Genomic DNA, 5,929 nt, shown 5'->3' on the forward strand with positions numbered 1-5,929 from the left:
CACGAAAGGCGGCCCGGCCCCCTCCCGCGCACGATGCGAAAGAGGCCCGCCGACCCGGCGGACCCACGTCTGCGAGGCCCGCCACCTGGCGGCCCCCCACGGTCTGTGCTCTCGGGAGGACCTGCCATGACCGCCAGTCTGGAGCAGTTGCGCCGCTGCCACTTCGCCGTCGACCTGGGGGCGGCCCGCACACGCGTCTACGTCAAGGGCGCCGGCCTCGTCGTCGACCAGCCGTCCGCCGCCGCCGTGAACACCCGCACCGGCGCGCTGATCGCGGTCGGCGAGCTCGCCGAGAAGATGATCGGCCGGACCCCGCACTACATCCGGGTGGTCCGGCCGGTCTCCGGCGGGACCGTCGTGGACATCGAGATGGCGCAGCGCATGCTGCGGCACCTGCTCGGCGACAAGATGCGCCGCGCCCTGCGCCGCAAGCCGATCCTGCGCGCCGCCGCCTGCACCCCGCACGCCGCCGACCCGCTGGCCCAGCGCGCCGCGATCGAGACGCTCGTCGGGCTCGGTGCGCGCCGCGTGGAGCTGGTCGACACGCTCATCGCCGCCGCCGTCGGCTGCGGGCTGCCCGTGGAGCAGCCCGAGGCGACCATGGTCATGGTGTGCGGGGCGGCGGCCACCCAGGTGGCCGTGCTGTCGCTCGGCTCGATCGTCACCGCCGAACGCGTCCCGGTGGGCGGGGAGGCCGTCGACCACGCGATCGTGCAGCACCTGCGCCACGAGCACGAGCTGATGCTGCCGAGCCAGTCGGTGCGGCCGTTGCAGCTGGCCCTGTCCGGCAACGGCCTCACCGCGCACGGCCCGGCCTCCACCGAGATCCACGGCCGGGACGTCGCCACCGGCCTGGCCCGCTCCGTCAAGGTCGACACCGCGGCCGTCCGGAACGCCATCCAGACGCCGCTCACCGCGGTCCTGGACGGCATCGGCAAGGTGCTGCGGGACTGCCCGCCCGATCTGGTCGCCGACCTCGCCGACCGGGGGATCATGATGGTCGGCGGCAGCGCCCTGCTGCCGGGCCTGGACCAGATGCTGCGGCAGGCGACGGGCATGCCGGTGCATATCGCCGAGCGTCCGGACGTGTGCGCCGTGCAGGGGCTCGGCGCGATGCTGGAGGGCCGGATCGCGCCGCTGGCGCTGGACCCGCTGGGCACCTGAGCGTCAGGCGCCGGTCAGCGGGCGAACCAGCAGCGCACGGTCGTACCGCTGTCGCTCCGGTGCACCCGCACCAGGTCGGCGATCAGGTTGACCAGCAGGATCCCGCGTCCGCCGCGCTGGTCGCGGGGCACGGGCCGGCGTCCGGCCAGGGGGTCCGCGAGCCGCCCCTCGTCGCGGACCTCGCACACCACGTACCCGTCCTCGGCCCACACCCGCAGCATGCCCGAACCACCGCCGTGCACCACGCTGTTGGTGGTGAGTTCGGCCGTGGCGAGGGCCAGGTCGTCCAGCTTCACGCCGGTCAGGCCGAGCCGCGCGCCCTCCCCGACGGCCACGTGCCGGGCGTGGGAGAGCGAGTCGGAGACGAAGGAGAACGTCAGCGCGTCCTGCACGGGCGCCAGCGGCTCGTTGTAGTGGCTGACGACGTCCTCGGGGGCGTACGCGTCGTTGTCCCGCGCCGTGCGGGAGCCGGGGTGGATGACGGTGGGGTGGGTGGCGTACGCGTCGGCGACCATGTGCTCGGGCAGCCGCGCCACGTCGTACGGGCACATGATCGTCACGGTACGGCCCCGGAAGGCGGCGTTGATGAGCGCCTCGTGCTGGGCGCAGGCCGGGTACTCGGTCTCGGAGCGGTCCGCCCAGACGGGCTCGCCGATGATCCGCACCCGGCGGTCGGCGGGCTGGGTGTCGGCGAAGGCGCGCAGCACGCCGGGGATGATCCGCCCGGGGTTGCGTCCGGCCTCGCGCATGTCCAGCAGCCGCACGGCGCCGGCGGCGTCGCCCAGCGCGTCCCTGATCAGGCCGAGGTTCTTGCCGGGCACGGCGACGGCGACCGGCTCGCCGGCGTCCAGGCCGTCGTGCACGAACGGCAGGGTGCCGTCGAGGTACTCCTGCTCGTCCCGGTAGAGGAGCGCGGGGTGGGCGAAGGGCTCGGTGGCGGCAGCGGTCATGACGTCGACACCTCGATTCCCGCCTGGCCGGGCCACAGCAGGTCCAGTGTGCGCCGCAGCGCGGGCGGCGGCCTGCGCACCACGAAACGCCGGCCGTCCCGGAGCTGCCCGGCGGCGGCCGCGAGCGCGTCGGCGCCCGCGACGTCGACGAACGTCACGCCGGACAGCTCCAAGTAGTACACGTCGTCGTCCTCGCGAACAGCCTGCTCCAGTACGCCTTCCCAGATCGCACGGGTCGTCAGACCGACCTCACCGGCTGCCCGGACGCCCTGCTGCCCCGCCAGCGGGAACACCGCGAGGCCCGGCCCCGGGCACCGGGGGCCGTTCTCCGACAGCTGCTGCCGAGTGTTCAAGGCCCTCTCCCGATGCTTCTGGACCACTGCGCTCGTACCCGTACGACGAAAGCTCATTCCCCCGAAGTGTGTGTAGTAAGCCGTCCGGCGGGCAGGCGCACCTCACACCGACGTACACGGGGGCGAAGTGACGTCGCGCAGTCCGGCGATCGAGACGAACACGACCGACGAGGAACGGCAAGGCGGTGACATGACCTCAGCGGCATCACCACATCTCACGGGAGGGCTGGACACCCTGGTCATCTGTGGTCGCGTCGACGCGGACCGCGCCGAGCTCACCCCGCGGGGTGAGCTCGTTCACGGCTGCGCGGACATCCTGGCCCGGACCCTGGCCGGTCTGCCGGCCACCGTCACCCGGGTCGACCTGGACATGGCGGGCGTGCACTTCATGGACACGGCCGGTCTGCAGTTCCTGGACGTGCTGGCCGACCACGGCCGGCAGCGGTCGCTGACGGTGACGGCGACGAACTGGAACGGCCAGCCGCGCCGGATCCTGGAGCTTGCGGGCCTGGACACGACCGACCCGCTGACCGGTCTGGCCGGCACGGGCCCGGTTCCCGCCGTGCCGCCGACCGCCCCCGCCTCCTCGGCGGTCGCCCTGGAGCGCGCCGAGTGCCTGCACGTGCTGCAGGAGGAGGTCGAGCAGCTCCGCCAGGCCATCGCCTCCCGCCCGGTCATCGACCAGGCCCGGGGCATCCTCATGGCCACGCACGGCTGCACGTCCGACGAGGCGTGGCACATCCTGCGGGAGACGTCCCAGCTGTCGAACACCAAGCTGCGCGACGTCGCGGCGGCGGTGACGGCGAGCGCGGAAGCGGACGGCCCCCCGCCGTCCCCCGAGCTGCGCACGGCGCTGCAGCGTGCCGTCGCGCGGCGGCGCCGGGGCTGAAGGCCGAGGGTCCGGGGCACCCGCGCGCCCGGACCCCGTGCGCCCCGCTCCACCGGGGTACCCGAGGCCGACAGCCGCGCAGGGAGGCAGATCATGAGCGACCACACCCCGTCCCAGGCCGAAGGCGACCACGAGGGCGACGAGCCGGACACGACCCCGCGTCCCACCCCGTCCCAGGCGGAGGGCGACCGCGACGACGCCGACGCGACGGACACGAACACCGACGCCGGGCCGCAGGAGGCCACATAAAGGCGACTCGATGGGGCACCCGTATCTCCCCGACCAGTCAAGGGAGTTATTCGTGATCATCGCAGTCGTCATCGCCGGGTGCGTGCTCCTGGCCGTACTCGCCTTCCTCGTCCCCCGTCTCTCGCACCACCCCGAGCGCGGCACTCAGCGTGGGCTCGGCGCCGGTGCCCGTGCCGGCGGCAAGGCCCCCGGTGTCCTGGGCAGGCTCTTCAGCAAGCCCTTCCACACCAGCTCCCGCGCGGTGAGCCGCAGCGGCTCGGCCGGCCGCCGCACCCGCGGCCGCATGCCCTTCTGACCCGCGCGGCCGGACCGCCGGGCATGCTGGTCCGGTACGGCAGGGCAGGCAGAAGGAGACCTTCTCGATGGGTACCGCTGTGCATGTCCCGCAGACGCGGGACATGATCGGGGAGGAACTCTCCGGAGACGAGGCGTTCACCGCGCTGCGGCGCTACGGGGGCCGCCGGCTGCTCGTCGACGCGTTCACCCGGTTCCGCTACGCCGACGGCTTCAGCAACTCCCGCTCCCTCGCCTTCCAGGTGGTCCTCGGCATGGTGCCGTTCACCATCGCCCTGGTCGGCGTGGCCACCACCGTGCACACCGAGAGCGTGGGGCGGATCATCGAACTCACCCTCGGCCGGATCGTGCCCGGCGCCAGCGCGGAGCTGATCGAGGACGCCCTCGACAGCACCGAGCGCAGCGCCGGTTCCGGCGTCTGGGGCGCCGTCGCGATGTGGACGGGCCTGGCCTTCGCCGTGCTCAACCTGGCCTCGGCGATGGCCCAGGTCGAGCGGGGCGCCAACCGCATCTACGGCATCGAGCGCGACCGGCCCTTCCTGGCCAAGTACGGCCGTGCCCTGCTCCTCGCGCTCGCCGCGGGCATGCCGATGGTCCTCGGGTTCCTCGTGCTCGTCGCGGGCGAGGCCGTCGGCAGTGCGGTGGTGGAGACCTACGGCTGGTCCCGCACCTGGCTCGACTGGTGGGGCGCCCTCGACCTGCCCCTGGGCGTGGTGCTCGCCTGGGTCGCCTCGTCGGTGATCTTCCGCTGGGCGCCCCGCCGGGACCAACCGGGCTACACCTGGCTGGCGTTCGGATCCGCGGTCCATCTGGTGCTGTGGATCGCGGCCACCTGGCTGCTGGCCCTCTACGTCGCCGAGAGCGGTTCCTTCGGCGCGGTCTACGGGCCGCTGACGGCGTTCGTCGCCCTGCTGCTGTGGGCGAACCTGACCGGGGTGGTCCTGTTTCTCGGCATCGCGTTCGCCGCTCAGCTGGAGGCGGCCCGGGCCGGCATCACCGAGGCCGTGCACCCGGACCCGGGGCCGGGCCCGTGACGTCCGCCGCTGACGCGCCCCCGGCCCCTGTGATCACCGCGCAGAACCAGGACGTATCGTCCTCGGTGTGAGCGACGTGCCCCCCGCGACCACAGCACCGGCAGACCTCGAAGCGACTTCCACAGCCCCCGGACCGGCCGGCCCCCCGGTGACCGGCGACGACCCGGCCCTGCGGGCGGCCTACCGACTGTGCCGGCGCCGTACGAAGGACGAGGACCCGGCGGAGTACGCGCTGATCCAGCTGGTGCCCGCGGCCCTGCGCCCGGCGCTGCACGCCCTGTGGGCGGCCGCCAACGCCCTGGACGACCTGGGCGACGACCGCACCGCGCCCGCCGCCGAGCGGGCCGCCCGGGTCGGGGCCTGGATCACCGCCCTGCACCGCGAACTGCCCACCGGAACAAGCCCGGACCCGGTCCGCCGTGCCCTGGTGGACACCGCGAACCGCTGGCGCCTTGACCTGTCCGAGCTGCGCGACGCCATGGCCCAGGTCCAGGAGGACACCGGCGGCAGGCACTTCACCGACTGGGCCGAGTGGCGTACCTGGGGCCGGGACAACCTGCTGCCCTGGTTCGGCCTGGTCCGCACGGTCTTCGACCGGGCCGGCGTCCCGGTCGCCCTGCGTCTGGACAACCGGGAGACCTATGAGGAGTTCCTCGACGGCGTCCGGCTCACCGACATCCTCACCGACCTGGCCGCCGACCTCGCTCAGGGCGACCTCCTGCTGCCCGCCGAGGCCCTCGACCCGCACCCCGGGTCGGCGGCCGATCTGGCGCGGCGCCGCTGGAGCCCCGCCGTCGCCGCCCTGGTCGCGCACCTGACCGGCCTGGCCCGCCAGTGGGTGAGCCACAAGTCCCTCACCCGCGGCATGCACCCCGGCCCCGCCACGGTCCTGCACACGATGACCGCCCTGCTGCGTGCCCAGCTCGACGCGATCGACGCCGCGGGTGAGGGACTTGTGGCTCACCCACTGGCGGGCCAGGCCGGTCAGGTGCGCGA

8 protein-coding genes are annotated in these 5,929 nt (G+C 73.9%); 6 read left to right on the forward strand and 2 right to left on the reverse strand.

What is annotated here, in order from left to right; translation table 11 throughout:
* Positions 1-126: 126 nt before the first annotated feature.
* Positions 127-1,164, forward strand: coding sequence for a rod shape-determining protein (locus K4G64_RS37830; RefSeq protein WP_221760394.1), 1,038 nt, complete (start codon positions 127-129; stop codon positions 1,162-1,164).
* 14 nt (positions 1,165-1,178) lie between these two features.
* On the opposite strand, the gene K4G64_RS37835 is transcribed toward K4G64_RS37830, so the two are convergent.
* Positions 1,179-2,114 carry an anti-sigma factor RsbA family regulatory protein gene (locus tag K4G64_RS37835; RefSeq protein WP_221760395.1) on the reverse strand — a complete coding sequence of 312 codons (936 nt, stop codon included), beginning with the start codon at positions 2,112-2,114 and terminating at the stop codon, positions 1,179-1,181.
* Positions 2,111-2,467, reverse strand: coding sequence for an STAS domain-containing protein (locus K4G64_RS37840; RefSeq protein WP_221760396.1), 357 nt, complete (start codon positions 2,465-2,467; stop codon positions 2,111-2,113). The genes K4G64_RS37835 and K4G64_RS37840 overlap by 4 nt, the downstream gene beginning before the upstream one ends.
* Before the next feature lie 190 nt (positions 2,468-2,657).
* Here K4G64_RS37840 and K4G64_RS37845 point away from each other — a divergent pair, with 190 nt between their 5' ends.
* From K4G64_RS37845 to K4G64_RS37865, 5 genes are all read left to right on the forward strand, one after another.
* The gene (locus K4G64_RS37845) at positions 2,658-3,356 is read left to right on the forward strand and encodes an ANTAR domain-containing protein (RefSeq protein WP_221760397.1); all 699 of its coding nucleotides are present in this window, start codon (positions 2,658-2,660) and stop codon (positions 3,354-3,356) included.
* Between the two features lie 93 nt (positions 3,357-3,449).
* The gene (locus tag K4G64_RS37850) at positions 3,450-3,605 is read left to right on the forward strand and encodes a hypothetical protein (protein ID WP_221760398.1); all 156 of its coding nucleotides are present in this window, start codon (positions 3,450-3,452) and stop codon (positions 3,603-3,605) included.
* 52 nt (positions 3,606-3,657) lie between these two features.
* On the forward strand, positions 3,658-3,900 hold the full coding sequence (locus K4G64_RS37855; protein ID WP_221760399.1) for a DUF6411 family protein: 243 nt from the start codon (positions 3,658-3,660) through the stop codon (positions 3,898-3,900).
* Between the two features lie 67 nt (positions 3,901-3,967).
* Positions 3,968-4,933: a YihY/virulence factor BrkB family protein gene (locus tag K4G64_RS37860; RefSeq protein ID WP_221760400.1), complete on the forward strand. Its 966-nt coding sequence runs from the start codon at positions 3,968-3,970 to the stop codon at positions 4,931-4,933.
* A 67-nt stretch (positions 4,934-5,000) separates the two neighbouring features.
* Positions 5,001-5,929: squalene/phytoene synthase family protein (locus K4G64_RS37865; RefSeq protein ID WP_308122599.1), on the forward strand; the 929-nt coding region annotated here is incomplete at its 3' end.

Origin of the sequence: Streptomyces sp. WAC04114 (assembly GCF_019733245.1) — a bacterium.
GTDB classification, from domain to species: Bacteria; Actinomycetota; Actinomycetes; order Streptomycetales; family Streptomycetaceae; genus Streptomyces; species Streptomyces massasporeus_A.